Origin of the sequence: Muribacter muris, assembly GCF_001038205.1 — a bacterium.
Taxonomy (GTDB): domain Bacteria; phylum Pseudomonadota; class Gammaproteobacteria; order Enterobacterales; family Pasteurellaceae; genus Muribacter; species Muribacter muris.
On record NZ_JWIZ01000023.1, the window covers coordinates 106,458 to 133,266 of the forward strand.

Consider the following 26,809-nt stretch of genomic DNA (forward strand, 5'->3'; position numbering starts at 1 on the left):
AAACCTCTTGGTTAAAGTTTGAGTTTTGCTTCAATATTTTTGGCTTTGGCTAAGAATGCTTTACGTTCATTACCCTGCATTCCTGAACCGGTTCCCGGCAATTTAACCGACATTGGATTGACGGGATTACCGTTAATGTGAAATTCATAGTGGAGGTGAGCACCGGTTGAACGCCCCGTATTGCCCGATAGAGCGATGCGATCGCCTTTTTTCACGCTCTGCCCAATACGCACAAGGGATTTGCTCAAGTGCATATAGACCGTTGTATATTGCCCGCCGTGGCGAATTTTAATATAACGCCCCGCCCCGTTTGCTTGGTAGGCAACGTGTTCAACCACACCGTCTGCCGGCGCAATCACCAGCGTGCCTGTCGGCACGGCAAAATCCACCCCTTTATGCGGTGCAACACGGCGGGTAACCGGGTGCAGACGGCGAGGGTTAAAGGAGGAAGAGACTCTCGGTGTAAATTGCAGTGGGTAACGGGCAAAGCCTTTGCCTAAGGTTTCACCGTGGCGGCTATAATAGCGACCGTTATCCGCTTGAATCGCATAATAACTTTTATTGCCGCTGATGATGTGAATTGCTTCCACATTGCCTAGCCCTGTAACCTTACCGTTGATGTACTCTCGTTTGACCAAAATGGCAAATTTATCCCCTTTTTTCAATTTATTCGTGGCAATTTGCCACTGTAAACCGCTGGCAAGTTGGCTAATTTGCCGTTGGGAGAGACCGACCGCTTTCAAGCTGGCATTAAAATTACCGTTGAGTGTTCCTCTCACCACGTCTTGTTTCCAAACACCCCGCTTTTCAATAGTTCTGACCGCAAATTGATTTTTGGCTTTGCGTTCCAGAATTTTTTCTTCTTTTTCCGAGACCAACCAGTTAAGGTACTCTAACTCGCCCTGATTATCCAAAATCCAGTAGAATTGTTGCCCTGCCTGTAAATTGGTTAATTGCGGTAAACGGCGTTCTAAGGCTTTTGCCGTTGCAGCCCCCAGCCCCGATTGCTCAAGTACGTCTTTGAGCTTATCACCCCGAGTAACCGTGTAGCTGAATTGTTTTTTGATACGCATCGCCTGATCCGCCACATTCAAAAAATCATCTAATGCATTTTCTGCTTCCGCCGATAATTTTTCCGTTACTTCAGGTTCAATCGCATCTTCAATAATTTCATCACCTTGCGGCGTCTCTGCAATCCCAACTTCGTCATCTTGTTCGGTTAAATCATCTTCATAAGAGGTTGCATTGGCATCTTCTTGTACCAAAGAATGTTCGTCTTCGTTATCCGCCTCATTGATCTCAATATCAATATAAGTCGGTTCACCGTGATCAATTGCCGCTAACCCGTTATCTTTCTCCGGTTGGACAGGTTCGGTATTCGCTTGAAGATCTTTAGACGCTTCGCTATCCTCCGCTACGCTTTTTTCGCTGGTCTGTTCCTGCTTTACAACCAGCGCAATCGTGTTTTGGGGATCACTATCAGGTGTCTGATTTTTAATGGTCAGCACAATGCCGATAAAAATCGAGAATAACGCCATTAAAAAAATCAGCCCCTTGAGGAGATTTTTCTTTTTCCGGCGATCTCTGGCAAAAATAACGTGTCGCAAAATATTATCCTAATCTCTCTTTTTTTCATTCAATTCTTGTGGCGTGGTTGGATAGACACATAAACCGTTAAAAAATTCCGACTGTCTTTCTTGTCAAACCCGCCAAAATCCGCTAATTTTAGCACGATTAACCCTAAAAATTTTACTAGAATGCAGATTAAGCAAATCAAACCTCTTTCTTCGCACACCAATGCGACCCCGCTCGTCCGTTTAGACAATATCAACGTGATATTCGGTGAACAATCGGTGTTGCAAAATATTGATTTGAAGATTTACCCTAACAGCATTACCACCATCGTTGGGCCAAACGGTGGAGGCAAATCGACCTTACTCAAAGTGCTACTGAAACTGCTCCCGCCGACTAGCGGCAAAGTCATTCACCAGTCGGGATTACACATTGGCTATGTGCCGCAAAAATTACAATTAGAGCAGGCTATCCCAATCACAGTGGCAAAATTTCTGTCGCTGAAACCGAATGTTAAGCCTGCTCACATTGATGAAGCCCTAGCATTATTTTCTATTACACATCTGAAAGCAAACAGTATGCAAAAGCTCTCCGGCGGCGAGCTCCAACGAGTGTTACTCGCCCGTGCCATTTTAGCAAAACCGCAACTGCTTGTTTTAGATGAACCAATGCAGGGTGTGGATATTACAGGGCAAACGGAACTCTATCAACTCCTAAATAAAACACGCCACTGGCTAAATTGCGCCATTCTAATGGTTTCCCACGACTTAAATATCGTAATGGCAAATACGGACGAAGTCTTGTGCGTCAATCGGCATATCTGCTGCGCCGGCACGCCGGAAACGATCTCGGCAGATCCGCATTTTATCCGTTTATTTGGCGACCAATTTGCTAAAAATGTAGCGTTTTATACGCATAACCATAATCACCACCACGACTTGCACGGTAATGTCTGCTGTGGTAACTGTCAACATTAGTTTTTAGGCTTATTATGTTTGAAATTCTGCTTCCCGCTTGGCTGGCGGGCATATTATTAACTTTGATTACCGCACCGCTGGGGGCATTTGTCGTTTGGCGTAAAATGGCGTATTTTGGTGATACCCTATCTCATTCCGCACTACTGGGGGTGGCACTCGGACTTTTCCTACATCTTGATCCTTACCTTGCAGTCATCGCAATGACGCTTATCCTCGCCATTGCGCTCGTTTGGTTGGAACAACGCGCCAATCAATCCCTTGATACGTTACTCGGCATTATCGCCCATAGCAGCCTGTCCCTTGGGGTTATCACCATTAGTTTACTGGATAACGTGCGAGTCGATTTAATGTCCTATTTATTCGGCGATTTACTGGCGATCAATTTTCACGATGTCGTCTTTATCGCCATTGGCGTAGTGATTATTGCCGGCCTCTTGGCAATATTTTGGCAAAAACTGCTCTGCATTACCGTTAGCCCCGAACTGGCACACATTGAGGGACTGAAGGTTGCACGCCTACGTTTGCTGCTAATGTTGCTCACCGCTTTAACCATTGCGCTCAGTATGAAATTTGTCGGCGCATTGATCATCACTTCGCTGTTAGTTATCCCGTCCGCCGCTGCCAGACGTTTTGCTAAAACGCCGGAGCAAATGGTACTTTACGCCGTTCTGTTTAGCTGTTTATCTATTAGCGGCGGGCTGATATTATCCGCTTTCCAAGACACGCCGGCAGGCCCTTCCGTAGTGGTTTGTGCCGCCTTACTGTTTTTCCTGTCATTATGCAAAAAAGAATATAATTAAGATCAATAAAATCTAAATTAGGCTCTTGAATTTTTTGCAAATTTTCGCTTAAATCACACCGCTTGCTGTTTAGGTAAGCGGTGTGATTTTCTCTACAACTACAATAAGAAGTCTATTATGTGTCAATTATTAGGAATGAATTGTAATACGCCGACGGATATTACCTTTTCCTTTGAAGGATTTCGGCGGCGGGCCGGCTTAACCGACCACCATACCGATGGATTCGGTATTGCGTTTTTTGAGGGTAAGGGTGTACGCATTTTTCGGGATAACCGCCCCGGTGCGTCTTCTCCGATGGCAGATCTCGTCAATCAATACCGTATCAAGTCCTACAATGTGATCGCCCATATCCGCAAGGCAACAAAAGGCGATGTTAATCTGGAAAATACACACCCTTTTATCCGTGAAATCTGGGGGGAGAATTGGGTATTTGCCCATAATGGCACTGTTGAAGTCAGCGTCTGCCCGAATAATCATTACCAGCCTATCGGCACAACGGACTCCGAAGCGGCTTTCTGTTGTATGGTCGCGAAGCTGAAAGAGCGTTTCCCTCAAAAGCCGTCCGAACAGGCACTATTTGATGCAGTGATGGAAATCACCAACGAAATCGCAGCGCACGGGGTATTTAATTTTATTTTGTCTAACGGACATTGGATGATCGCCCGTTGCTCAACCAATTTGCATTATGTCTGTCGCAAAGCCCCTTTTGGCAAAGCCTTGCGTGATGACGATGTGCTGATCGATTTCAGCCAATACACGACGGAATCGGACAAAGTTACAATCATTACCACCCAACCGCTCACCAAAAACGAAAATTGGGTCAAAATGAAAAACGGCGGCTTCGTCTTTTTTAAAGATGGCGATACCTTATTTGAAGTGGAAGGTACACTGCCGGAATGTCAACCCCACGTTTAACCGCTCAAAACCAAGGACGCGTAATGCGTCCTTGGTAAGCGGTCAGTTATAGGTTGATTTTTACAAATCTTATTTGCCTTTTTTCGATGCGTGTTCTGCCATTTTACGGCGAATTTCACGTCTCTCTTTGGATAAATCCGCATTGCGAATCATATAATCGTCCACACGGTTTTCGTAGTCATCACGCATATTGGCAATAATCGCACGAATTTCATCTACCGTCATAGCATCTGTAATATATTGATTGAGGTTATCCAGCAATAAAATCCGTTTTTGGTTATCCCGAATTTTTCGATCATTATCCGCTGTTTCTCTCAACAATTTGTTTTTTAAGCGATAAAGATGCACATAATCCAACATATCTTTGAATGATTGTTTTTTAGCCGTATCCATATTCTATCCTCAAATTGGTTATCGTAACTTGCTCAATGCTAGACGTTTTCGCCCCTAACGTCAAAAGGTTTATGCACAAATTTTCAGACAAATTGCGACAAATCAAGTCTAGGCAACCCTTGCACTAAAATAACACTGTTATTCGTGGAATAAGGTATGGTAAAATTAACCAATTCAGCCGATGTAATTTCAATCAGGGAGATCTCAATGACGAGCGCAAATAAACGTTCCGTACCAACACTTTTTGCTTCTAAAAACGATATTTATAGCCATCAAGTCCGCATTGTATTAGCCGAAAAGGGGGTTGCGTATGAAATTGAAAATATTTTACCCGATGTAATTTCCGAAGATTTAATGGAAGTGAATCCACGTGGCACTATTCCAACGCTTGTAGATCGCGATTTAATTCTCACTAATGCACGCATTATTATGGAATATTTGGACGAGCGATTCCCTCACCCACCGCTAATGCCTGTTTATCCGGTTTTGAGAGCCCAGTGTCGCCTAAATATGCACCGCATTCAAAATGATTGGTTCACTTTAATTGATCTTATTGACCGAGATCCGACCACTGCTGAAGCCAAAAAAGCCCTTAACCAACTGCGAGAAGAAATTTTATCTCTTGGCCCTGTTTTTGCCGATAAAGACTACTTCCTAAGTGATGATTTCAGCTTGGTCGATTGTTACGTTGCTCCGTTACTTTGGAAGTTGCACAATTTAGGCGTTGAATTTACCGGTGCAGGCAGCAAAGCGGTTAAAACCTATATGAATCGTGTATTCAATCGGGATAGCTTCAAACAATCTGTCGGCGGCAGCGCTCCGACACACTTAATGGACGACAAAGACTAATGAAACCTTTACGCCCCTATCTTTATCACGCTTATTACCAATGGATTATTGATAACGATAATACCCCTTACTTGCTTGTCAATGCGGACTACCCTGATGTTGACGTACCGCAAGAGTATATTCGAGATGGAAAGATCATTCTAAATATCTCTCCTCGCTCTATCGGGCAATATGTGGTAAATGACGACTATATTAGCTTTGAAGCCCGCTTTAACGGAATGCTCCGCCAAATTTATATTCCGTTTGGGGCAGCCGAAGCGATCTACGCCCAGGAAAGTGGCGACGGGGTAATGTTCCAAGACGAATCTTACTACCAAGAGGCAGCTTCCCGTTCAGTTGCCACCTCAATAAAAGAGCCGAAAAAACGCAGTGGTCGTCTTAAATTAGTTAAATAGCCCGTTAGCCTATCACACCTGATAGGCTTTTTTATGTTTAAGAAATGTCTAAAATTTCCAAAAAGAAATTTTTTTCAAAAAATATAAAAATTTTTTCACTCCATTTGAACTTTATGCGTAAACGCCAGTCTGATAAGACGCTAGATGCTTAATTTAAAGTAGCAAGTTTTTTTCATTTCCTTTTAGGTAAGACCTCCGCCCACTCTCGCTTTTTGATTGTGGGCTTTTTTTTAGCTTGAACAAACCGAACAGCTTACTGCAAATAAACGTAAAATATAGCCAAACCTAGCCAACCTAGCACTGAGGTAATCACCGCAAAATGAAACTGCCAGTGCTTCGTCTTATGCCTAATATATTTCATTCCAAGATAGATCCCGATAAATCCGCCACAGGCACAAATAAACAATAAATTTGATTCTGGAATACGCCAATGCTTGTTCAGAAATTTCTGCTTATCAGCATACATTAAATAAAGACCAAGCAGGTTTATCCCTAACAAATAGCCACACACAAAAATTAACATTCATTTTCCCTAAAAAAAGAAACCCCGAGTAAATCGGGGTTTACAAAAAATCAGTCTAAACAGACCGCTTGCAGTCGCAAATCACTATGGATAAACCGGCAAACGTTGGCAAATTGCTAATACTTTGGCTTTTGTCGCTTCAATTACAACAGCTTCGTTATCCTTGCCGATACTGTCTAATACATCGCACATCCAGCCTGCCAATTCAACAACATCAGCTTCTTTAAAGCCACGGCGAGTTACTGCCGGTGTACCGACACGAATGCCCGATGTGACAAACGGTTTTTGCGGATCATTTGGCACTGCATTTTTATTAACCGTAATGTTCGCACGCCCTAAAGCCGCATCCGCCGCTTTACCCGTTAAACCTTTTGAGACCAGATTAACCAAGAATAAATGGTTTTCCGTGCCGTTTGACACAACATCAAAACCACGTTGTTTAAAGACTTCAACCATTGCCTTAGCATTTTTTACGACTTGCGCTTGGTAGGTTTTATATTCCGGCTCTAACGCCTCTTTAAAGCAAACCGCTTTCGCCGCCATCACGTGTACCAAAGGCCCGCCCTGTCCTGCCGGGAAAACGGCACTTTGTAATTTCTTATACAGTTCTTCATCTTTCGCTGCGGATAAAATCAAACCGCCACGGGGACCTGCCAACGTTTTATGCGTTGTAGTGGTTACAACGTGTGCGTAGGAAATCGGGCTTGGATACACGCCCGCCGCAATTAAACCGGCAACGTGTGCCATATCGACAAACAAATACGCCCCGACTTCATCGGCAATTTCACGCATTTTTGCCCAATCTACCACTTGCGAATAGGCTGAAAAACCGCCCACAATCATTTTTGGCTTCACTTCTTGGGCTTGTTTACGCAAGGCATCATAATCAATCAAACCCTCGTCGGTAATACCGTATTGCGCCGCTTTATAAATTTTGCCGGAGAAGCTCACGGATGCACCGTGAGTTAAATGACCACCGTGAGCAAGACTCATTCCTAAAATAGTATCGCCCGGCTCTAATAACGCCATATAGACGGCTGCATTTGCCTGTGATCCCGAATGAGGCTGCACATTAGCGTAGTCCGCACCGAATAATTCTTTTGCACGATCAATAGCAAGCTGCTCAACAATATCGGCATATTCACAACCACCGTAATAACGCTTGCCCGGATAGCCTTCCGCATATTTGTTCGTAAATTGAGATCCCTGTGCTTCCATTACACGCGGGCTGGCATAGTTTTCTGAAGCGATAAGCTCAATATGCTCTTCCTGACGGCGGTTTTCGTCCTGAATAGCTTGCCATAATACGGGATCGTAATCTGCGATATTCATATCACGTCTTAACATTGCGGATTCTCCTATAAGTAATCGTTTGCGTAATAAAAAACTCTGCCATTTTACGCAGTTTTTTACAAGTCCGGTAGTGTTTTTTGCAAAAATTTAAACTACACTGCATGAATTTGTTTACTAATATTCAATTATTACTTTACGTAAAAATCTATCCTATTATATCGACAATGTCCGAAGTCTTTAAAATGTGAAGTAAATCATAAAAAAATAATAAGATGCCCCAATAACATTCCTAAGCCCTATTTTCCATCAAAAACGCCCTCAGCTTACAGGGTCAAGTAGTAACAAATAATCTTATAGATTTTTCGATAAAATAGTGTAACCAAACTAGGGGTTATCTTCATTTTTATAAATTAGTTAGTAATTTTATTGGCAATGTATTTGGCGAATAGAAAATCATACACTAATGTAGTCGCAAGGCCCATTACCCACCACACTATCCAACTACTCATATTCTGTAATATCGCAATATAGAGCGGATTGCCAATGGCATAATCCATTAACGGCTGGCGAATTAACCGCCCCATTATGGCTAATTCAATCACTGCCATTATTGTGCCTCTTACTAGCACACTTCGCCCCGATAAAGTCTGCTTTAATAACAGATATAAGAATGTCATTCCTATGCCGGTTTCAATACTGGTCAAAGCGGCTAAATATTTCACCTCCCAAGACGGTACGGTTTGAATATCGCTTAGCTGACTTTGAAGATAGGGATCGAGCCACTCCACTATCGCAACGTGCAATATAAACCCACACATAGAGACAAAGATTGCGGTTAATATGAAAATGATGGCTTTCATTCTCTCCCCCATATTACACAAGCGGTCGGTTTTAATCGCTATTTTGCAAAAAACCACGACAAATCGACCGCTTGTACAAGGCTATTTTAACGGTGTCGCTGTGCGTTTGAGGACGGCAAGCAACTCACGGATATTTTGCACGCCCTGTGTCGCCAGCCATTGTTGTGCGGCACTCACACCTTGCGTTTTGTAACAGGTTGCGCCGTCTGCCCAAGTCGCCCTCCCGCATAATACACCGTTAAACCGGCTGCCGGCGGCGTGGGCAAATTCTAGTGTTTGTTGGAACAATTCTGCCGATACGCCGGCGCTCAAGAAAATGAAAGGGAGCGCGGTGGCTTCACTTTGTGCTTTAAAATAGGCTTGAGCTTCGCTTTGGTTGTATAATACATCATCGCTAAACCCTTCGACATATTGCATTACCACCGGTACTTCTACTTTCAATACATCAACGCCAAAACGTTTATCGGCAAAAAATTTCATAGCCTCAATCACTTTGCGGGGCTTACTTTGAGCAAGTTCACGTTTATCTTCCACCTCACCGTCATAGGTCAGAATTTCAAGGAAAAGTGGTAGCTGCTCGGCATTGCACTCACTGGCAACCCGTTCTACAAAAGCGGCTTTGCGATCATTCACGGCTTTCGGTGCATCAATATCAAAATAAATCAATAACTTAACCGCCTCAGCTCCCTGCTCTTTCAGTCGGTAAACGGACACATCGTCAATCAAATCCGGATAACGCCCCGCCACGCTTTTATCATAACCGGTTTTTTCGTACGCCATAATTAAGCCGCACTGCTGCGCACGTTGTGTTGCCGCCTGCCAACCAAATTCCGGATCAAGCAAAATGGACGAGGCATAGGGGGTTAATGAGTGTGAGATGAGGCTTTTAAATTCGCTGATCTGGGCAGCGGAAATCGTCTCGCCCATCATTCGTTTTAACGCCCCTCGCTGATCAATCGCTAATGCCGCAATAATACCTTCAGGGGTACAGAGCCGTTTGAGATAATCTTGTTTAGTCATTTTATGCCTCCTATTCATCTTCGTCCGTTTGAATTTTTTTGAGTTGTGCCGCCACATCGTAAATTTGCGAGCGTGCATTTTCGAGTAGATCCGCAGTGCCTTCGCTTACCACACTGATCACCATTGGCAAATTCATTCCGCTAAATAATGAGATACGATCGAGATAACGCATTGCCACATTGCAAGGCGTACCGCCGATAATGTCGCACAGTACCACCGTTTCACCGTCTGTTCGTGCAAGTGCCTGCTCAAATTTTTGCCGGAAATCCTCCGTGCCTTCGTGGGGATAAAGGCACACTGTTTGCACCTTGTCGATTTTGCCTAAAATCATTTCGGCAGTATCAAGCAGCCCCTCGGCAAACTCACCGTGGCTGATAAGTATTAAATTCATAGTCGCTCCTTTAGTTTAAGATCTTTTCTGTGGTTAAGGGTTGGTAAATCGGGCGATCGCTAAAGCGTAAATAGCTAGGGCGAACGCCTTCGGTTTCAAACACAATAATTTGGTTACGCCCCGATTTGAGCAGCGGCGCAGGCAGATACAAATAGCAAGTCGGCCCAACCGACCAATAGCGCCCAAGGTTTTCGCCATTCACCACAATCACGCCTTTACCCAAATTTTGCGTATCAATAAAGGTATCCTGCGGTTCGCCGTCAATCTCTAACCAAAATTGGTAAAACGAAGGGGTATTCGGATCGGCTTTGCCGCTAAAATCCAGCCGATCAAGTCGTTCAAAATCAAGGGGATAATGCTGCCATTGGGTGTGAAAATGCAGATCGAGCATTACCCCGCCGGTAATGCCTTTTCGTTGCGTTGGGGCTTGCAGTTTGCCGCCGTAATTGACCCGACCCTGATTTTCAACCAACAAATCCAACTGAAAATGATCGTTTGGTGTCTTGAGCATCACTTCACTGCCGATTTCGTGTTGATACTGGGTGGCGACTTTTTGCTGCTGATTGAAAATCTGAATCCGATCACGCCCTTGGTAAATTCTAAGCCTAATCTCACCGCTTGCACTGCTAGGCGTTGCACGGTAAAGCAGATAGCCATAAGGCATACCGAGTTGTTCCATTGTTTGCGGATAGGGAAAATCCTGCCGATCGGCAACTTGATCTAAGCAGTTAAACAGCGACACTTCATTGGCTAACGGCACGTCGGGGTAGGCCGTCAGGCTAGGCAAAATCGGCGGTCGGATCGGGCTGGCATCAGGGTAGTTTGTGATAATCTGCTGTAATAAAAAATATTTTTCGCTCGGCTCGCCCCATTCCCGCATCGGTGCGTCATAGTCATAAGAGGTAACTTGCGGTAAATCGGTATCGCCCCGCACCGAGCAGCCGTTCATAAAACCAAAATTCGTGCCGCCTTGAAACATATAAAAATTGATACTCGCCCGTTTGAGCAGAGCCTCAACACAGGTTGCCAGCTCCTGCGGATCACGGCTAATCATCGGTTCGAGCCAACGGTTAAACCAACCGTCCCAAAATTCCATACACATTAGCGGAAACGATTTGCCGTGCCGTGCGGAATAACGCTGTAATTCCGCTAGATTTTCAGCGGAACGAGAGCCAAAATTGCCGGTCGGCAGAATGTTATCTTCAATCAACGTACCAGCGTCTAGAGCATCTTGCCACGCACCGTCCGACGTAAAGAGCGGCACATCAATCCCGTTTTGCCGCATTAACACGGCGATCGCCCGCAAATAGTCTTTATCATTACAGAACGAGCCGTATTCGTTTTCGATCTGCATCATCAAAATATGACCGCCACGGGTGATTTGGTAAGGGGCAACAAGCGGCAACAGACCGGCAAAATAGTGCGAGACTTGTTCAAGAAAGATCGGGCAGGATTGACGTAATCGGATATTCGGGATATTGAGCAACCACGCGGGCAAGCCGCCAAATTCCCATTCGGCACAAATGTAAGGGCTAGGGCGCAAAATCACATATAAGCCGAGATCTTGGGCGGTTTGTAAAAATTTGACCAGATCCGCCCGCTTGTCGAAATAAAATCGGTCAGGCTGCGGCTGGTGTAAATTCCACGGCACATAGGTTTCCACCGTGTTACACCCCATCGCTTTCAGGTTAAATAAGGTGCGATACCAATATTCCGGCACAATGCGAAAATAATGCACCGCCCCTGACATTATTTTGAACGGTTTGCCGTGCAGCAAAAAATCCGACTGTCCGATTTGAAACGGCATAAATCCCCCACTATCACTTAATATAGGTTAAAACCTGTTCCGGTTGCGTTATCCAATTTACCTGTACGGTGTCGATATTGGCTCGTTCACCGGCTATCACATCGGCAGGGCTATCGCCAAAATAAATGGCTTGAGTCGCATCGCAATCGCTTTTTTGCAATATATGCAAAAGCCCGTCCGGTGCGGGTTTAGAATGAGCGATATCATCATCGCATACGGTAAAATCAAAATAAGAATGTAGCTCAAATGCCGCTAAAGAATAGTTAAGGCTTTCTCTGCCTTTGCCAGTAAAAATCGCTAAGGTTTTGCCCTGTTGCTTGAGGCGTGCCAATAACTGTCTGATATGTATCGGGCAGTGCGCATAAAGGGCGTGATTGGCTTGATAAAGTTGATAGAAAAATCGAATTGCCTGCTGCTTCGTCTGCTGATCACCTTTCACTTGTTGGTGAATAATGCTCTGCTCCGAACCGCCAAAAAGTGTTTCAATCTGTGCATTGGATAGCAATTCATTATTAAACTTCAGAAATGTTTCTCGAAAGCACATAAACGCAAGGGGCAGCGTGTCTGCTAAAGTGCCGTCAAAATCAAAAATATAAAGTGTTTTCATCAACATACTCCCACTATGCAAGCGGTCGGTTTTGCAAGAAAACAAACAAATCCGACCGCTTGAGATAATTAGCCTTTCGCCAATAAGCCTGCCCACGAGAGCAAGATACACAAGGCGATGATGATCATTATGGCTTTATTGGAGTTCATTTTCGGTCTGCCAATCAGCCAATAAATGAAAGCCACCACCAACGCAGGCACTAATCTCGGCAAAATCAAGTCAAGATTTGCCTGTGCCGAGACCACTTTTTCGCCGATGGTCGCTGTAAACGGTACGGTAACATTCACCATCATTGCGCACATTACCCCGACCACAAACACGCCCAGCACCGTTGCCGCATTGGTGAGCGCATTGAGTTTATGCCCTAAGTGCGTAACCAAATTTACCCCTTCACGATAGGCTATTTTGAGTTGCACCCAACGAAATATCATTGTAGCAATTGCAACCATCACCCATAGCCCTACTCCAAGCGGATTGCCGTTCATTGCCATTGTGGCGGCGATTGCTCCCATAATGGCAGGCACAAGCGAGCCGAAGATCGCATCACCAATAGCTGCAAACGGCCCCATCAGCCCTGATTTGATCCCCGCCACCGCTTCAATGGATTTTTCCCCTTGCTTTTCTTCAAGAGCGAGGTCAATCCCTTTGACAATGGTGTTGAAAAACGGGCTAGTATTGAAAAACTGGCTGTGCATTACCATCATTTTTTGCAATTCCGGGCTATTGTCGCCGTACATTTTGCGTAGCTGCGGTAAAATAATCCAAAGATAGCCTGAGCCTTGCATACGTTCGTAGTTCCAGCCGAGTTGGTTGAAAAATAAGTTACGGATATTGATTTGGCGGAAGTCGGCTTCGGTTAATTGGTAATTTTTCGGGTTGCCGACACGTTGATTAGAGTTCGTCATCTTCAATTTCTCCTTTCGCAGACTGGGTTGTTGAGGTTGCAGGGGCATTGCCGCCTTCGACACTGCGTTGATAAACCATATAGGCAAAAGCCACGCCAATCGCCGCCATTGCCAACATCGGCACGCCGTTATAGGCACGACCGAGGGAGTTTGGTAACAATCCGTCTAACGCATTACCGATTGCCGCAACATTACCGAAGAGCGTGATGAAAATCGCCGTGAGCGAGAAACTCAAGATCAAATAGGCGATATGGCGTTTGGTCGGTAAATAACGTAATAAGATCGCAAAACCGAGTGCCGGTAGCACGCCGCCTGCCAAGGTTAAACCGTCTGCAATCACTTTTAGGAAGCCCGTTTGCATCGCATCGGCAAGGCTTTGTACGAAAGGCCCGCCAAACACAAGGGCAAGGAAAATCGGCAAGGCACGGGAAAGCCCCCACGCCACCGCTCCCAATAAATAGTTCACTGTGATCGCCCGATAAGCGTGATTTTGGATATTTTGGTCAATGCGGTGTGCGAAAAAGACGTTCGACATTCTGGCTAAAATATCCGTATAAACCATTAGTGCCGCAATCGGCACAGCAAGCGAGGTTAAAGCGAGTTGCGGATCCATTCCGACCGCCACCGAAAATGCCGTGGCAATGACCGTACCGGAGTTGGCATCAATACGGGATGCACCGCCAAACGTGCCGACACCGAGTACGGTTAATTGCATTGAACCGCCGATCAACAAGCCGGTGGTCAGATCGCCCATAATCAATCCGGTGATAAAGCCGGCAAATACGGGCGAACCGGCACTGGATACAATGGTTATTTCATCTAAGATCTGATAGAACGCATAAAGCGTGATCAACAGAATTTGCCACCATTCAATCATCTTATGTTCTCCTCTATAACAGTGTGGTTAGGTCAATTTTTTCTTCATTCGGCACAAGTTGAGCGGTCAGGCGTACCCCTTTTGCCGCAATTTGTTTGAAGACGGTAATATCCTCGTCCGTTGCGTGTACGGTTTTGCGCAGCTGGCGGGTTTGCTCGGTTTTCGGCATATTGCCCGCATTTACTTCGGGCAGATCCACGCCGAGTGTCAGCAGTTGCCAAATCGTTTGCGGGTTACGGGTAACCAGCAGTACCCGCTGGGAGTCATACCGCCCCTCGTTGATATTAGTGGCGGCTTTTTCGGGCGTCAGCACGCTCAATTTCACGCCGGCAGGGCAGGCTAAACGCAGTCCCGCCTTATCAATATCATTATTGGCGGCGATCTCGTCCACCACCATAATGCGGGTGATGTCGAGATAGGATGTCCACAGATTTGCCACTTGCCCGTGGATTAAGCGAGCATCAATCCGCACATTTAAAATTGCCATAGAGACCTCCTTTATGGTTGGTAAGAATAGAGGGTTACCCCTTGTACCACACGGTTTACCTCACCGCTCGGGCAAGGGTTATCGGTGGTATAGCCAAGGTGTAATGAAGTGTAAAAGGCATATAGCTGCCCGATCACAAGATAAGGGAACAGGCAGCCGGTATCGTCCAGTTTGCAAAATTCAGTCTGTAACGCACCGCTTGTCTCGCCTAATAGTACGATCTGTTTGGCTTTGTTATCCCGCACCAATTCGTGGTAAAGATCACGGTCGTATTGGCGGGTATAAGGGTGTTGGGACGAGAAGATAAAAATCACGGTATCCTGCTGCACCAAGGATTTCGGTCCGTGGCGAAAGCCCATTGTCGATTCAAAAAAGCCTAAACGCTCGCCGGCGGTCAGCTCCAACAATTTCAAAGCACACTCCCGTGCTAAACCTTGAAAATGCCCGCTTCCCAAATACACCACCCGTTGTGCCGGCTGATGCGCCCATTGACGAACGGTTTCCAAATCCTGTGTGAGCAAGGTTTCGGTAACTTGACAACATTGTTCCGCCCACGCCTGATCAAAACGTTGCGGTGCGAGTAGCAATAACGCCGCCAACATCATATTGCTGGCACTGGAGGTCATCGCAAATCCTTTATCGTGGGTGGATTCGGCTAATGCGAAGGCGTAAGCGGTCGGATTCTGCCGACATTTTGCAAATAATGCGCCCTGTTGGTTATTGGTGATCGCAAGGTGATAAGCCTCTTTGACGATCTCATCAACTCGTTCAACCGCGCCAATGCTTTCCGGGCTGTTGCCGGAACGGGCAAAAGAGACGAGCAATGTCGGTTTATCGGCAAATAAATATTGGTAAGGATTGGAGACTAAATCGGTACTGGCAATAGCTTCCACCACGCAGCCGAGGGTTTCGCTTAAAATCGGGGCAACCACCTCGCCAATAAATGCCGAAGTGCCTGCGCCGGTGAAAATAATCCGCAACTCGCCACGTTTTGCTCGCGCTACCAGCGGTGCAAGACGTTCAACTAAATCGGATTGGGCAACTTGTGCTGCCGTTTCCCGCCACGTTGCTGGCTGCTGTGCAATTTCCTTTGCCGTCCAATAGGCATTTTGTTTGGTTAAAGTCTGTTCAGGAAGGGTTAAAATCATCGTACTTTCCTTATAAATCGTTTCAGATGATAAGGAAAGAAAATCAATCTAAGCGAGTAGCACCGTTACGCCGGCATTTTCCAACTGGGTGCGGTAGTGCATTGGCAATCTATCATCACTGATAAGGACATCAATTTGGTCGGCTTGGCAGATGATAAATCGGCTATATTGCCCAAACTTGCTGGCGTCCGCCACCACAATCACCTGTTCCGCCGCCTCGCACATTAACCGATTAAGATGTGCCTCTTGCTCATTAAAGGTGGTAATGCCTTTGTGAAGATCAAAGCCGTCCACCCCAAGAAACACTTTATCAAAACGGTAATGACGCAAATTGTTGTCTGCCATTATCCCCGAAAACGACATCGCATTTTTGCGTAACACGCCACCGGTCATTCGGATTTCCACATTCGGGCAAGCCACCAACGCCATTGCAATATCTAAGCCGTTAGTCAGCACCGTTAAGGGCAGATCACCTAAATAGCTTACGATTGCTTTCGTTGTTGTGCCGGAATCGAAAATCACGCTTTCATTTGCGTTGAGCAGTGCGGCGGCACGCTTCCCGATCCGCTGTTTTACTTCCGGGTAATGAGTCCGTTTATCTGCTATCGAAAGTTCAGCAATTAAGCGGTTATTTAATACGGCAAAACCGTGTGAGCGGGTGATATAGCCTTGTTGTTCAAGGCTATTGAGATCGTTTCTAATAGTAACGCTTGATACGTTAAAATGCTGGGCTAACGCCTCAACCCGACAACTCCCTTTTTGCTGTAATAATGCTAAAATGTCCGAACGTCTTTCGACACTGCTTCTCATTTTCTCTCCTCATTCAAACAATCACTACAAACTACGATTGCTTTCGAAACAAGTTTAAATAGATTAAAAATAAACACAATCGAAAGCATTCAAAAATGAGAACTACATCACATAATTTTACTAAAAAAAGAAAAATCGGCGGTTAAGCCGATTTCTCTCTGAGTTATATTGTGGATATTATTTGGCTAATTTCACTTCCGATAGCCATTTATCCACTAGCCGTTTCCCTTCTTGGCTTGAGCCAAAACGGTCATAATCCAATTCGACCAATTTTACCCCGTCCAATTTCACCGATTGCCGCGCAACTTCGGCATTCACATTCGTCGGAATTTGGTAAACGCCATACTCACGCCACGGAATTTCCTGCGCCTCTTTCGACAACACCCAATCCATAAACAACTTGGCGTTATCTAAATTGCGTCCGCCTTTAATTAAGCTCACACCGCCCAACGCGTAGCCTACGCCATCTTGCGGTAAAACGGCTTCAACCGGTGCGCCTTTTTCTTTTTCGGTCGCATAACCGTGCACAAACCCGACCGTTGCCGTGCTTTCGCCGCGAGAGAGATTGGCGGTTACCAGCGTACTTTTCACATATTGCGACACATTTTTATCTAGCTGTTTTAGGTATTCAAAGGCTTTATCTTCACCCCAAAGTTGAATTAAGGTCGCCATAATCGTATAGGTTGTACCGGAGCTGCGGGGATCGGGCAACTGCACTTCGCCTTTCAAACGGGGATCGAGCAAATCCGCCCATTTTTTCGGCGCATCAATACCGAGTTTTTGCAATTTTTCACTGTTCACACCAAATCCCAGCACCAACATATAGACAATCGAGGTAAACTGCCCTTTTTCACTCTCCATCAATGCCTTAAACTGCGGTAAGATTTCCGCCTGTTTCGGCGAGCGGTAAGCTTCCAACAACCCTAACTGCCCTGCTTGGAAATGGGGTTCGATCGTACCGCCATACCAAATATCCGCCTGCGGATTGTCTTTTTCCGCTTTAATTCTGCCTAAAATCGTGCCTGTGCCGCCGTGGATAAATTGGGTCTCCACGTTGTATTGTTGGGCAAATTTTTTCGTCATCGCCTCACACACATTATTTTGCACGGTGCAATACACGGTTAATTTGCCTGCCGCTTGGGCAGATTGGGCGAAAAAAAGCGGCGAGGCGAGGCATAAACTTGCCCATAAGGATTTGAATGTGATCTGCTTCATTGTTTGACTTCCTGAAAATAAAATGAGGTCAAAGTCTAGCATTCAAGCAAACGTTTGCAAAGCAGACAAGCGGTCATTTCGTGCTAAAATAACGCAAAATGTGTTAATTGATTTAATCGGTATGTCTCCTCTTCATCAAATTCAGATTATTTTGGTCGAACCCTCCCACAGCGGCAATGTCGGATCGGCTGCCCGTGCAATGAAAACAATGGGATTAACGAATTTACGCCTCGTCAGCGAACGCACGGATTTACTCGATGAGCAAGCCGTCGCTCTTGCTGCCGGCGCAACATCGGTGCTGGAGAGTGCCGAACGCTTCTCCAGCTTTGAACAAGCCATTGCCGATTGTCAGCTCGTTATCGGCACGAGCGCACGGCTGCGTCATCTGCAAAATAGCCTGCTAGAACCCCGTCAATGCGGCGAAACGGCGGTGCAGCACGCCTCACAGGGCAAAGTCGCCCTTGTGTTCGGACGGGAGCGGGTCGGGCTAACCAATGCCGAATTACTGAAATGTCAGTATCACCTTCACATTCCGACTAATGCCGATTACGGCTCGCTCAATTTGGCTATGGCAGTGCAAATCGTCTGCTATGAAGTGAGAATGGCGTGGTTGGCATTGCAAGAAATGCCGCAAAACTCACCGCTTGCAGACTACCCTAACCAAGAGGCATTGACGCATTTTTTCAACCATACCGAACGGCTCTATACCGCACTCGGTTTTATCCGTAACGATGCCGTAATGCCAAAACTTCGCCGTCTCTATCAACGGGCGAAGCTGGAAACCAACGAACTGAATTTATTACGGGGAATGCTCACCGCCGTCGAAAAACAGCTTGAAAAGCCCCGTCATTAACCGACATTCATCAACATCAGTCTAAAATTAAGCGATCAGATTTATATATTTAACTATGCAAAAAAAACCGTCTAACTCACCGCTTGCAGCGGATCAAAAAGCCTTGATTGAGCAACTTAAACAGACCACTATTGCTGACGCCCGCCGTTTATTCGGGCGGATTAAAGGCCTAAGCCAAATCAAAAATCCCTCCGCACGCCAAGCGGTGTTTGCCGAAATTGAAACGGATCTCAGCACTTGCCAAGCCCGTTACGAGCGCCGCCACCAACATCTCACCCAACTTGACATCGACTACCCCGATTTACCAGTGTCCGAACGCCGAGACGATATTCTTAACCTGATTGAAGCCCATCAGGTGGTGGTCATCGCCGGCGAAACCGGTTCGGGCAAAACCACCCAGCTACCCAAAATGTGCTTGGAATTAGGGCGAGGCGTCAAAGGCTTGATCGGGCATACCCAGCCCCGCCGCCTTGCCGCTCGCTCGGTCGCCACCCGCCTTGCCGAAGAATTGGGGTCGGAGCTGGGGGAAACCGTTGGCTATAAAGTGCGCTTTAACGATCAAGTGGGTGAAAACAGCTTGGTGAAATTGATGACGGACGGAATTTTACTCGCCGAAATTCAGCACGATCGCTTTTTAAATCAATATGATACGCTCATTATTGACGAAGCCCACGAGCGCAGTTTGAACAACGATTTCATTCTCGGCTACCTCAAACAAATTTTGCCGAAACGCCCCGATTTAAAGGTTATCATCACCTCCGCCACCATTGATGTGGAACGCTTTTCCCGCCATTTCGGCAATGCGCCGATCATTGAAGTGTCCGGCAGAACCTTTCCGGTCGAGGTGCGTTACCGCCCGATTATCGAAGAAGCGGATCAAGATCAGCTACAAGGCATTTTAAATGCGGTGGACGAATTGCAAGCGGAAGGACGCGGCGATATTCTGATTTTTATGAGCGGCGAGCGGGAAATCCGAGATACCGCTGACGCACTGCAAAAACACAATCTGCGAGCCACGAACATTCTGCCTCTGTACGCCCGTTTATCCGCTGCCGAGCAACAACGAATTTTTCAGCCAAGCGGTGGGCTAAATCGGATTATTTTAGCCACCAATGTGGCGGAAACCTCCCTGACCATTCCAAATATCAAATATGTGATCGACACCGGCACGGCTCGTATCTCCCGTTATAGTTACCGCACCAAAGTGCAACGCTTGCCGATTGAACCGATTTCGCAAGCCTCCGCCAACCAGCGTAAAGGGCGCTGCGGGCGGACATCGGCGGGGATCTGTATCCGCCTTTACAGTGAGGAAGATTTTAACGGTCGCCCTGAATTTACCGATCCGGAGATTTTACGCACCAATTTAGCCTCCGTCATTTTGCAGATGACCGCCCTCGGTTTAACCGACATCGCCTCTTTCCCGTTTGTCGATGCGCCCGATCACCGCCATATTCAAGACGGGATCAAATTACTTGAAGAGCTGCAAGCGATCACCTATGCCACAACTAAATCCGCACACAGCACCGCAGGCGAGCGGGGGCGTTATAAACTCACCGAGATTGGTCGCCAGCTTTCACGGCTGCCGATTGATCCCCGCCTTGCCCGAATGGTGGTAGCAGCCAGCCAAAACGGCAGTTTGCACGAAATAATGATGATTGTCTCGGCACTCTCCATTCAAGATCCGCGAGAACGCCCGCAGGAAAAACAGCAATCGGCGGACGATAAACACCGCCGCTTTGCCGATAAAGAATCGGATTTCCTCGCATTTGTGAATTTGTGGCAGTTTATTCAAACCCAGCAAAAAGCGTTGAGCAAAAACCAGTTCCGCCGCTTGTGCCAAAAAGATTATCTCAACTATCTACGGGTGCGGGAGTGGCAGGATATTTATCACCAACTTCGCCTTGCGGTACGGGAAATGGGCTTGCCGATCAACAGCGAACCAGCAACCTATCTGCAAATTCATACTGCTTTATTAAGCGGGCTGCTCTCCCATATCGGCTTGAAAGATAACGAAAAAGCCCACTATTTAGGCGCAAGAAACGCCCATTTTTATCTGTTCCCTAACTCTGTACTGTTCAAAAAGCAGCCAAAATGGGTGATAGCCGCCGAGCTGGTCGAAACCACAAAACTGTGGGGACGAATGGTCGCCCGCATTGAGCCGGAATGGGTTGAGCCGCTGGCAACGCATCTCACCAAAAGCAGTTACAGCGAGCCCCATTGGGCGAAATCCAAAGGAGCGGTAATGGCATACGAAAAAGTCTCCCTCTATGGCATTCCGATTGTGCAAAACCGCCCGAAAAACTACGGCGCGATCGATCCGGTGGTGAGCCGTGAGATTTTTATCCGCTCGGCATTAGTCGAGGGCGAATGGCATAATCATTACAAATTTTTCAAGGAAAACCACCGCTTGATCAAGGAAGTAGAGAACCTTGAACATAAATCCCGCCGCCGTGATATTTTGGTTGATGAGCAGGTGCTGTTCGAGTTTTACGATCAACGCATCGGCACTGATGTGGTGTCTGCTAAGCATTTTGATAGCTGGTGGAAAAAAGCGGCAAAACAGGATCCCGATCTGCTCAATTTTGAAAAATCCTTCTTAATCAACGATAACGCCGGCAAAGTCAGCGAGCTGGATTTCCCGAATTTCTGGCATCAAGGCACACTTAAATTCAAACTCAGTTATCAATTTGACATCGGCTCGCAAGCTGACGGCGTTACTGTGCATATTCCGCTGCCGCTGCTCAACCAAGTTGAACCGGACGGGTTTGATTGGCAAATACCGGGGCTACGCCAAGAATTAGTGATTGCCCTGATTAAATCATTGCCGAAATCGCTTAGACGCAATTTTGTGCCGGCCCCCAATTATGCCGAGGCATTTTTGGCGCGTGTCGAACCGTTCAAACAGCCATTGCTCACCAGTTTAAGCCACGAACTGCGTAGAATGACCGGCGTATTGGTTGAGCCTGAACAGTGGGATCTCAACCAACTGCCACCCCACTTACGCCTACGCTTTCGGGTACTTGATGACAATAATAACCCCCTCGCCGAAAGCGAAAACTTAGATGAACTGAAATTCAATCTGAAAGATGAGGTACAAAACAGCCTATCCAATATCGCCGATGACGGTATTGAACAAAGCGGCTTGCATCTATGGAGTTTCGCCGACCTGCCGCAATGTTACGAACAGAAAAAACGCCATTTTAGTGTCAAAGCCTATCCGGCGATTGTGGACGAACAACAATCGGTCGGTATCCGCCTGTTTGAAACCGAATTTGAACAAGCCAACGCAATGCAAGCGGGGCTACGCCGCCTCTTACTGCTGAACGTACCGTCGCCCATCAAATATCTGCACGAAAAACTGCCGAATAAAGCGAAATTAGGGCTGTACTTCGCCCCCTTCGGCAAGGTGCTGGAATTGATTGACGACTGCATCGCCTGTGCAGTGGATAAGTTAATCGAGGAATTTGGCGGTTTTGTCTGGACGGAAGAGGCATTTCAACAATTGCAAGCGTTCGTACGGGCAAATCTGAACGACACAACGGTTGAAATCGCCAAACAAGTTGAGAAAAATCTGACCTTAGCTTACGAGCTCAACAAACGGCTGAAAGGCAAATTAGACTTTACAATGGCGTTTGCATTATCGGATATTAAAGCCCAGCTCAACGGCTTAATTTACCCCGATTTCGTCACCAAAACCGGCTACGCCCGCCTTGCAGATTTACACCGCTATCTGACCGCTATCGACAAACGGCTAGATAAATTAGTGATTGATAGCAACAGCGATCGTGCCAAAATGTTGCGGGTGGAACAGGTACAAAATGCCTATCAAACCTTGTTAGCAAAATTGCCGAAAGCCAAGCCGATCCCAAACGAAGCTCTTGAAATCCGCTATATGATCGAAGAATTGCGGGTCAGCCTCTTCGCCCAACAACTCGGCACAAAATACCCGATTTCCGATAAACGGATTATGAATGCGATTGGGGAGATTAATTAGAAAAGAAAAAGGGACGCACTAAGCGTCCCTTAAACATTATAAATCCACCTCAAGTTTTGCATAAGCCCGTCTGGCTTTTTCAAGGGCATTTTCCACATTTTCGTCCCGAGCTAATATCACGCCTAAACGGCGGTGTCCGTTCACCTCACCTTTACCAAATAAACGGATATTGGTGTGCGGTTCTGCCAAGACTTCGGTAAGATTACCAAAGCTGACTTGGGTCGATTTTCCCTCAACGACAATGGCTTTGGAAGCGGACGGGCTAATCAGATCGATAGACGGAATCGGCAAGCCCAAAATCGCCCGCGCGTGCAAGGCAAATTCGGATAATTCCTGCGAAATTAGCGTTACCATTCCGGTATCGTGCGGGCGTGGCGAAACTTCATTAAAAATCACCTCATCACCACAAATAAACAGTTCTACCCCGAAAATGCCTCGTCCGCCCAATGCAGAAGTGATCTTTTCCGCCACCGCTTGTGCGTTTTTCAAGGCTGTTTCCGACATTGCCTGCGGCTGCCACGACTCCCGATAATCGCCGTCAATTTGGGTATGCCCGATCGGTGCAAGAAATGATGTGCCGTGGATATGACGTACTGTGAGCAGTGAAATTTCATAATCAAATTTGACAAACCCTTCGACAATCACCCGACCACCGCCGGCTCGCCCACCCTCTTGGGCATATTCCCACGCTTTTTGAATATCGGCAGCAGATTTAATCACGCTCTGACCGTGTCCGGAGGAGGACATTATCGGCTTCACCACGCAAGGCATACCGATTTCCGCCACTGCCTGTTCAAACTCGGCAACATTATCAACAAAGCGATACGGCGAGGTTTTTAAGCCTAATTCTTCAGCGGCAAGGCGGCGAATCCCTTCACGGTTCATCGTCAATTTAGTCGCTTTAGCGGTCGGAATAACCTGATAGCCTTCTTGCTCAAGCTCAACCAATGTATCGGTAGCGATCGCTTCCACTTCCGGCACGATAAAATCCGGCTTTTCCTGCTCGACCAACGTTCGCAAGGCGTTGCCGTCTAGCATTGAAATCGTATAGGCTCGGTGTGCCACGTGCTGTGCCGGCGCATTTTCATAGCGATCCACGGCGATCACTTCAACGCCTAAACGTTGTAATTCAATCACTACTTCTTTGCCTAATTCGCCCGAACCGAGCATCATCACTTTGGTCGCTTTCGGGGTGAGGGCTGTGCCTAATGTCGTCATTTGGTATCCTTTTTCACAGTGAATAAAATATTGAGAACTTTCGCATTATAGCATTGTACCAACGGAAATTTTGTCCATATCATCGATAACAGGCTTGAAATGTGCAATGTTATCGTAATAGTGCCCGTTTACCTTATTGCAAATTTTTGGATTAAACCGACCGCTTGCAGTGCTACTCTTCTAATTTTAATGCGTGGGAGAAACTTTGCAGCCCTTTTACATTACCGGCTTTTGCCATTGCTTGTAACGCTTGGGTCGGGGCGTGCAATAGCTGGTTGGTTAATTTATAACTCAGCTCGTTCAGCACCTTTTCGCCCTCTTGCCCCTGTTGTAGAGCGTGTAACGCTTTTTCAAGCAGCTCAAGCCGAATGCTTTCGGCGGTATGGCGATAATGTTTAATCAGATTGCTCGATTGCTGCTGCTTCAGCCAAGTAAAGAAATCCTGACACTCTTCCAACACGATTTTTTCCGCATTCTCGGCGGCTTGCTGACGTTGGGCAAGATTTTGCTGAATGATATTTTGCAAGTCGTCCACACTGTAAGCATACACACTGTCTAACTCACCGGCTTTTTCATCAATATCACGGGGAACGGCAATATCAATCAACAACATCGGGTCGAATCGGCGTTGCTTTTGAGCGATTTCAACCATCTCTTTGCTAATTAACAGATCAGGGCTGCCCGTTGAGCTGATTACCACGTCCGCTTGGTTTAAGCCTAACTGCAAGGCACTAAGCGACAAAATCTGCATCGGCACGCCGAGCTGTTCCGCCAACATTTCCGCCCGAATGTGCGTGCGGTTGGCAACCATTATATTTTTTGCACCGTGTTGAATTAAATAGCGTGCCACCAATTCAATCGTTTCACCTGCCCCGACCAACAAAAAGCGTAAATTATGGAAATTGTCGAAAATTTGTCGAGCCAAACCGCAAGCGGCATAAGCAACGGATACCGCACTGCTGCCGATTTCCGTTTCCGAGCGTACCCGTTTTGCTGTTGAGAAAGTTTTTTGAAATAGACGGGAAAGGTTAGTCGAAATGCTTTTGCCGTGGGCGTGATAAAACTGCTCGCTGTCTTGATAGGCTTGCTTTACCTGCCCCAAAATTTGCGGCTCGCCCAAAATCAAAGAATCCAGCCCGCAAGCCACTCGCATTAAATGCTGCGCCGCCGCCATATTTTGTTTGAAATAGAGGCATTGACGCAGTTCGGTTTGATCGAGCTGATGGATCTCAGCAAACCATTGAAAGCACTGCTCCCGCCAGGCTAAATTATCGGGGTGATCTTCCTGCGGCGGCACATCGGGCTGATGAAAATAAAGCTCGGTACGGTTACAGGTGGATAAAATGACCACACTCTCGGCTAATTGATGTTGCGTGATTTGCTCAAAGGCTTGCCGACGTTTCGCCTCGACAAATGCGACTTTTTCACGCAAACCGACCGATGCCGTTTTATGATTGATGCCAAGTGCTAAAATGGTCATTCTTCCCCACAGATGAACAGGTCTGATAAAAGGGCAACATTTTAATCAATCTACGAAATGGGTGCAAATAATTGTCTTGATAGGTCTCATTGATAACCATTTATTTCAAGTTCTTAGTTTTGTCGTTTTCTAAGTAATTCAAGCTCACGTTCTAAACCATGAAACAGAGGCAACCAAAGCTAAGAAATACCCCTGATGATAAGTGGAAACATTACCACGATCATGTTTATTGTTATTCACTTCGGTTACCGTTAAAGGTTTAATAATTTTCGCCATCTCCAAGCACCTTCCAAATATACCTGCTAAAAAATTTAGATATTACTAGATTTTATTAGAGTTAGTTAGAATTGAATTTTACAGAAGAGTCTTGAAAAGACTAGCTTTTTATATTTCTTTAAAATTAATTAGACAGGTTAATGGAGGCGTGTCCCACCTAAAATATAAAACTTAAACCACTGATATTTAAAGACATTTAATTTGATAAAAAATAATTACACACAAAAACACCCACAAAAAAAACAAGTGTATATTTATATTAAACTATAACTTACAAAAAGCCCTTGTTACAGGGCTAGTTCTATGAATAAACTGTCTAAACTAAGTAAGCTTAGTTTCTTTCCTCCAACCACGCAATAATCCTCTGATACATCTCCCTTAGTAAATCCAAAGGAATATTCGATCTTGCATTATACGTTTTGAGAATATGGTTAATCCTCACCCCAGCGTAGTAATGCTCATATTTTAAGCCTAAGTCGATATTACTCTTGAATTTTGTTGGTTTTTTGACAGGGTAATTGTAATTACCATAGTAAGTGCGGTTCTCAAAAGGTATATCAAATCCTAACACGTCTTCAATATAAGACCATATCCGGCTGGCATAGGGGTTTTCAATCACGTAAACTTTGGGCTGATAACGCTTGATAATTTCAATCGTGTTATAGGTGCAAAGTTCGCCGTTAATCCGATTAAAAAAGGATTTTTCATAGCGAAACATTACCCGCTTGACTTGTGGTTTTTCGTAGTCACGCTTATTGCGAATGACAAATCTTGATCCTTTCGGATTTTCCTGTTTCCAACACGCATTTCCGCCCCACATAGCGCTTGCTACACTAAAACTTTCACACGGCGGACTGGCTAATATCACATCGGGTTTTGGCAGTCTATCCAAGGTATTAAACAAGGTTTTATCCCCAAATAGCCGACCGTAGTCCGCTAAATTCAAAGATAAAAAATGGTGATTTTTCCGCTCAATATCTAGCCCTATCGGGTAGATTTCGATATTCGGAAAGAAACGGGCGGCTTGTGTATAACAACCATTTCCGCTGTCAATGATCTTCCAAAATTGAACCACAAAGATCCTTTAAAAGTGTTCCACTTTTATTATTTCTTAATTACGATGTTTAAATCGATAAGATTCATT

26 protein-coding genes are annotated in these 26,809 nt (G+C 46.0%); 7 read left to right on the forward strand and 19 right to left on the reverse strand.

The window, feature by feature from the left end:
• Window positions 1-11: 11 nt before the first annotated feature.
• A complete protein-coding gene (mepM, locus tag RO21_RS04590; protein ID WP_084724246.1) occupies window positions 12-1,538 on the reverse strand; it encodes a murein DD-endopeptidase MepM in 1,527 nt (508 codons plus the stop codon).
• Between the two features lie 219 nt (window positions 1,539-1,757).
• On the opposite strand from mepM, the gene znuC reads away from it, so the two are divergent.
• From znuC to RO21_RS04605, 3 genes are all read left to right on the forward strand, one after another.
• A complete protein-coding gene (gene znuC / locus RO21_RS04595) occupies window positions 1,758-2,549 on the forward strand; it encodes a zinc ABC transporter ATP-binding protein ZnuC (RefSeq protein WP_047976616.1) in 792 nt (263 codons plus the stop codon).
• A 14-nt stretch (window positions 2,550-2,563) separates the two neighbouring features.
• Window positions 2,564-3,349 (forward strand): zinc ABC transporter permease subunit ZnuB, encoded by a 786-nt coding sequence (gene znuB, locus RO21_RS04600; protein ID WP_047976617.1) that lies wholly within the window; start codon window positions 2,564-2,566, stop codon window positions 3,347-3,349.
• 117 nt (window positions 3,350-3,466) lie between these two features.
• Window positions 3,467-4,264 (forward strand): class II glutamine amidotransferase, encoded by a 798-nt coding sequence (locus RO21_RS04605; RefSeq protein ID WP_047976618.1) that lies wholly within the window; start codon window positions 3,467-3,469, stop codon window positions 4,262-4,264.
• A 69-nt stretch (window positions 4,265-4,333) separates the two neighbouring features.
• Here the strand turns inward: RO21_RS04605 and RO21_RS04610 are convergent, their stop codons facing one another.
• Window positions 4,334-4,657 carry a DUF496 family protein gene (locus RO21_RS04610; RefSeq protein ID WP_047976619.1) on the reverse strand — a complete coding sequence of 108 codons (324 nt, stop codon included), beginning with the start codon at window positions 4,655-4,657 and terminating at the stop codon, window positions 4,334-4,336.
• 207 nt (window positions 4,658-4,864) lie between these two features.
• Between RO21_RS04610 and RO21_RS04615 the strand changes: the two genes are divergently transcribed.
• Complete coding sequence (locus tag RO21_RS04615; RefSeq protein ID WP_047976620.1) at window positions 4,865-5,506, forward strand: glutathione S-transferase N-terminal domain-containing protein; 642 nt, start codon at window positions 4,865-4,867, stop codon at window positions 5,504-5,506.
• The gene (locus tag RO21_RS04620; protein ID WP_047976621.1) at window positions 5,506-5,901 is read left to right on the forward strand and encodes a ClpXP protease specificity-enhancing factor; all 396 of its coding nucleotides are present in this window, start codon (window positions 5,506-5,508) and stop codon (window positions 5,899-5,901) included. The genes RO21_RS04615 and RO21_RS04620 overlap by 1 nt, the downstream gene beginning before the upstream one ends.
• 253 nt (window positions 5,902-6,154) lie before the next feature.
• Here the strand turns inward: RO21_RS04620 and RO21_RS04625 are convergent, their stop codons facing one another.
• The 13 genes from RO21_RS04625 to RO21_RS04685 form a co-directional block, all read right to left on the reverse strand.
• A complete protein-coding gene (locus RO21_RS04625; RefSeq protein WP_047976622.1) occupies window positions 6,155-6,424 on the reverse strand; it encodes a DUF1294 domain-containing protein in 270 nt (89 codons plus the stop codon).
• An 84-nt stretch (window positions 6,425-6,508) separates the two neighbouring features.
• Window positions 6,509-7,771, reverse strand: a complete 1,263-nt coding sequence (glyA, locus tag RO21_RS04630; RefSeq protein WP_047976623.1) for a serine hydroxymethyltransferase — start codon at window positions 7,769-7,771, stop codon at window positions 6,509-6,511.
• Between the two features lie 356 nt (window positions 7,772-8,127).
• A complete protein-coding gene (locus RO21_RS04635; protein WP_053067707.1) occupies window positions 8,128-8,577 on the reverse strand; it encodes a hypothetical protein in 450 nt (149 codons plus the stop codon).
• Window positions 8,578-8,658: 81 nt separating this feature from the next.
• Window positions 8,659-9,597 carry a tagatose 1,6-diphosphate aldolase gene (locus RO21_RS04640; protein ID WP_047976624.1) on the reverse strand — a complete coding sequence of 313 codons (939 nt, stop codon included), beginning with the start codon at window positions 9,595-9,597 and terminating at the stop codon, window positions 8,659-8,661.
• A gap of 10 nt (window positions 9,598-9,607) precedes the next feature.
• Complete coding sequence (locus RO21_RS04645; protein ID WP_047976625.1) at window positions 9,608-9,988, reverse strand: PTS sugar transporter subunit IIA; 381 nt, start codon at window positions 9,986-9,988, stop codon at window positions 9,608-9,610.
• A 10-nt stretch (window positions 9,989-9,998) separates the two neighbouring features.
• Window positions 9,999-11,795 (reverse strand): glycoside hydrolase family 35 protein, encoded by a 1,797-nt coding sequence (locus RO21_RS04650; protein ID WP_047976626.1) that lies wholly within the window; start codon window positions 11,793-11,795, stop codon window positions 9,999-10,001.
• A 13-nt stretch (window positions 11,796-11,808) separates the two neighbouring features.
• A complete protein-coding gene (locus tag RO21_RS04655; protein WP_053067708.1) occupies window positions 11,809-12,402 on the reverse strand; it encodes an HAD family hydrolase in 594 nt (197 codons plus the stop codon).
• Between the two features lie 68 nt (window positions 12,403-12,470).
• Window positions 12,471-13,307, reverse strand: a complete 837-nt coding sequence (locus RO21_RS04660; RefSeq protein WP_047976627.1) for a PTS system mannose/fructose/sorbose family transporter subunit IID — start codon at window positions 13,305-13,307, stop codon at window positions 12,471-12,473.
• The gene (locus RO21_RS04665; protein WP_047976628.1) at window positions 13,294-14,184 is read right to left on the reverse strand and encodes a PTS mannose/fructose/sorbose/N-acetylgalactosamine transporter subunit IIC; all 891 of its coding nucleotides are present in this window, start codon (window positions 14,182-14,184) and stop codon (window positions 13,294-13,296) included. The genes RO21_RS04660 and RO21_RS04665 overlap by 14 nt, the downstream gene beginning before the upstream one ends.
• Window positions 14,185-14,197: 13 nt before the next feature.
• The gene (locus RO21_RS04670) at window positions 14,198-14,671 is read right to left on the reverse strand and encodes a PTS sugar transporter subunit IIB (protein ID WP_047976629.1); all 474 of its coding nucleotides are present in this window, start codon (window positions 14,669-14,671) and stop codon (window positions 14,198-14,200) included.
• Between the two features lie 11 nt (window positions 14,672-14,682).
• Window positions 14,683-15,819 carry an SIS domain-containing protein gene (locus RO21_RS04675; RefSeq protein WP_047976630.1) on the reverse strand — a complete coding sequence of 379 codons (1,137 nt, stop codon included), beginning with the start codon at window positions 15,817-15,819 and terminating at the stop codon, window positions 14,683-14,685.
• Window positions 15,820-15,867: 48 nt separating this feature from the next.
• Window positions 15,868-16,629 carry a transcriptional repressor AgaR gene (gene agaR, locus RO21_RS04680; RefSeq protein ID WP_047976631.1) on the reverse strand — a complete coding sequence of 254 codons (762 nt, stop codon included), beginning with the start codon at window positions 16,627-16,629 and terminating at the stop codon, window positions 15,868-15,870.
• A gap of 177 nt (window positions 16,630-16,806) precedes the next feature.
• The gene (locus RO21_RS04685; protein ID WP_047976632.1) at window positions 16,807-17,844 is read right to left on the reverse strand and encodes an ABC transporter substrate-binding protein; all 1,038 of its coding nucleotides are present in this window, start codon (window positions 17,842-17,844) and stop codon (window positions 16,807-16,809) included.
• Between the two features lie 121 nt (window positions 17,845-17,965).
• On the opposite strand from RO21_RS04685, the gene trmJ reads away from it, so the two are divergent.
• On the forward strand, window positions 17,966-18,697 hold the full coding sequence (trmJ, locus tag RO21_RS04690) for a tRNA (cytosine(32)/uridine(32)-2'-O)-methyltransferase TrmJ (protein ID WP_047976645.1): 732 nt from the start codon (window positions 17,966-17,968) through the stop codon (window positions 18,695-18,697).
• A gap of 55 nt (window positions 18,698-18,752) precedes the next feature.
• Window positions 18,753-22,691 (forward strand): ATP-dependent RNA helicase HrpA, encoded by a 3,939-nt coding sequence (gene hrpA, locus RO21_RS04695; protein WP_047976633.1) that lies wholly within the window; start codon window positions 18,753-18,755, stop codon window positions 22,689-22,691.
• Window positions 22,692-22,727: 36 nt separating this feature from the next.
• Here hrpA and purT read toward each other — a convergent pair whose 3' ends face one another.
• The 4 genes from purT to RO21_RS04710 form a co-directional block, all read right to left on the reverse strand.
• On the reverse strand, window positions 22,728-23,909 hold the full coding sequence (gene purT, locus RO21_RS04700) for a formate-dependent phosphoribosylglycinamide formyltransferase (RefSeq protein ID WP_047976634.1): 1,182 nt from the start codon (window positions 23,907-23,909) through the stop codon (window positions 22,728-22,730).
• A 172-nt stretch (window positions 23,910-24,081) separates the two neighbouring features.
• Entirely contained in the window at window positions 24,082-25,389 is a 1,308-nt protein-coding gene (hemA, locus tag RO21_RS04705) for a glutamyl-tRNA reductase (protein WP_047976635.1), read from the reverse strand.
• 144 nt (window positions 25,390-25,533) lie between these two features.
• The gene (locus tag RO21_RS13635; protein ID WP_277619729.1) at window positions 25,534-25,665 is read right to left on the reverse strand and encodes a hypothetical protein; all 132 of its coding nucleotides are present in this window, start codon (window positions 25,663-25,665) and stop codon (window positions 25,534-25,536) included.
• 331 nt (window positions 25,666-25,996) lie between these two features.
• Window positions 25,997-26,740, reverse strand: coding sequence for a DNA cytosine methyltransferase (locus tag RO21_RS04710; RefSeq protein WP_053067709.1), 744 nt, complete (start codon window positions 26,738-26,740; stop codon window positions 25,997-25,999).
• Between the last annotated feature and the right edge of the window lie 69 nt (window positions 26,741-26,809).